The sequence below is a fragment of the Pseudomonas brassicae genome (genome assembly GCF_010671725.1).
GTDB classification, from domain to species: domain Bacteria; phylum Pseudomonadota; class Gammaproteobacteria; order Pseudomonadales; family Pseudomonadaceae; genus Aquipseudomonas; species Aquipseudomonas brassicae.
Window position 1 is genome coordinate 1 of the sequence record NZ_JAAHBU010000617.1, and the last position, 1363, is coordinate 1363.

A 1363-nucleotide genomic window follows, 5' to 3' on the forward strand; every position below is an offset into this window, starting at 1 on the left:
CTGCCAAGGCCTGGGCCTGGACCAGGAAAACCTGCTGGGCGACGAGCGGGCCGAACGCCTGGTCGGCGAGATCCTCACCGCCGCCGAACGCGAACGCATGGACCGCAGCCAGCTCAGCCTGACCACCACCCTGACCTTCTCGCTCAAGGAAAGCCTGTTCAAGGCGCTGTACCCGATCGTGCTCAAGCGCTTCTATTTCGAACACGCCGAGGTGCTCGAATGGTCCGCCGACGGCAGCGCACGCCTGCGCCTGCTCACCGACCTGTCGGCACAATGGCACCACGGCCGCGAGATCCAGGGCCAGTTCAGCCTGCACGGCGACCAGTTGCTGAGCCTGGTCAGCGTGTGAGCCCTGCACTCAGAGCGGGCAGTGCTCGCAATGCCCGACCCATGCCACCTTGTAGCTCAGGCAACAGGTACGCCTGACGCGGCGCCCCTCGGCGTCATGGCCAACCGCGGCATACAGCGGGTTGCCCGGCGTGTCGAACCACTGGCGCAGCGCCGGCTGCCCACCGGCCAGTTGGTCCAGGCAGTCACCGGCATTGCCCCACAACACCGCCGCCGGCACTTGCCCCAAGGCTGCCAGCCGTGCAATCACCACAGGCAGGTGCTGCACCAGCAGCTCGGCAACCCCACCCGCCGGCCCTGGTGCAGACAGCGCAACAGGCAGCCCGCGCTCATCCACCTCCAGCACCAGTGCCTCTACCTGCAACGGCGCCTGCCCGGCCAGCGCCATGCGCCACAGCACGCTGAAATAGTACTTGGACCATTGCGAGACCAGCACCGGCCGTTGCGCCGGCATCAGTGCGGGGCCGTACAGCCCGAGCAACAGCGCATCGAAACGCTTCGCAGTGAGCAGGTCAGCCAGGGTCAGTGTCATTGCCCGCCCCCTGTGCTGGCTGGCGCGGCCAGCTGAGGCTGAAACACGCACCGCCCAGGCGCTCGCTCTGGCCGATCAGGGCGCGCCCGCCATGCCAGTAGATGATCCGTCGCACGATCGACAACCCCAGGCCATGCCCGCCCGAGGCCCGGGTGCGGCTGTCGTCGAGCCGGGTGAACGGCGTGAAGATACGCCCCCAGGCACTTTGCGGCACGCCAGGGCCATCGTCCTCGACATCGATGCGACAGCGCTGGGTGCCCACTGATAGCTCAGGCTGACCTGCGATTCGGCATGGCGCATGGCGTTGCTCACCAGGTTCTGCAAGGCGCGGTGCAGGTAGCGCGGCTCGGCCTCGACCCAGGCGCCCTGCTCGCCCGCCTGGCACGGCCCGCGCAGCACGCGCACCTGGCGACGCAGCGGGGCCAGCTCGGCGATCACCTGGTCGAGCAAGGCGTCCAGGTCGACACGCTGGAAGTTCAGCGC

The 1363-nt window shown here is 68.5% G+C and carries 2 protein-coding genes and 1 pseudogene; 1 reads left to right on the plus strand and 2 read right to left on the minus strand.

Annotation, left to right across the window (positions count from 1 at the left end; translation table 11 throughout):
- Positions 1–349 (plus strand): 4'-phosphopantetheinyl transferase family protein (locus G3436_RS26655; protein WP_163951339.1); only part of this gene is annotated, 349 nt, incomplete at its 5' end.
- A gap of 9 nt (positions 350–358) precedes the next feature.
- Here G3436_RS26655 and fhuF read toward each other — a convergent pair.
- Both fhuF and G3436_RS26665 read right to left on the minus strand, forming a co-directional pair.
- Positions 359–880 (minus strand): siderophore-iron reductase FhuF, encoded by a 522-nt coding sequence (fhuF, locus tag G3436_RS26660; RefSeq protein ID WP_163951342.1) that lies wholly within the window; start codon positions 878–880, stop codon positions 359–361.
- A pseudogene (locus tag G3436_RS26665) lies at positions 861–1363 on the minus strand (ATP-binding protein); the annotation flags it as partial. The pseudogene G3436_RS26665 and the gene fhuF, both read right to left, overlap by 20 nt.

Excerpts from the sequence above, each read along its gene's own strand:
- fhuF (WP_163951342.1), bottom strand. The coding sequence starts at position 880 with ATGACACTGACCCTGGCTGACCTGCTCACTGCGAAGCGTTTCGATGCG.